The organism is Nocardioides oceani, assembly GCF_030412965.1.
Taxonomy (GTDB): Bacteria; Actinomycetota; Actinomycetes; order Propionibacteriales; family Nocardioidaceae; genus Nocardioides; species Nocardioides oceani.
This window is the reverse complement of the sequence record NZ_JAUHJQ010000208.1, coordinates 1-243: the sequence shown is the minus strand read 5'-3', so window position 1 is coordinate 243 and position 243 is coordinate 1. Positions and strand designations below refer to the sequence as shown.

The 243-nt window shown below is 77.4% G+C and carries 1 protein-coding gene; it reads left to right on the top strand.

Annotated features, from left to right (window positions below; all coding sequences use genetic code 11):
• Positions 1–243 (top strand): hypothetical protein (locus QWY28_RS23805; RefSeq protein WP_300955376.1); only part of this gene is annotated, 243 nt, incomplete at both ends.

The following is a 243-nucleotide window of genomic DNA, read 5'->3' as shown; positions in this document are numbered from 1 at the left end:
GTTGTCGGATGAGGCCGCCTGGCCCACCCTGCGCGCCCATCTGCTGCTGCTCGGCGCGGCCGGGGAGAACCCCGTCGACGCGCTCCGCGCCGCCGCCGGTGACCGCGAGCTGGCCAGCGCACACGACCGGGCCGCGGTCCTGGACTGGCGCCTCGACGCCTCCGGTCTGCGCAACTCGGGCGCCGGCCTGCTGCCCTGGATGCCCGCGATCCCGGCACGTCTGGCCGAGGACCCGCACTGGGG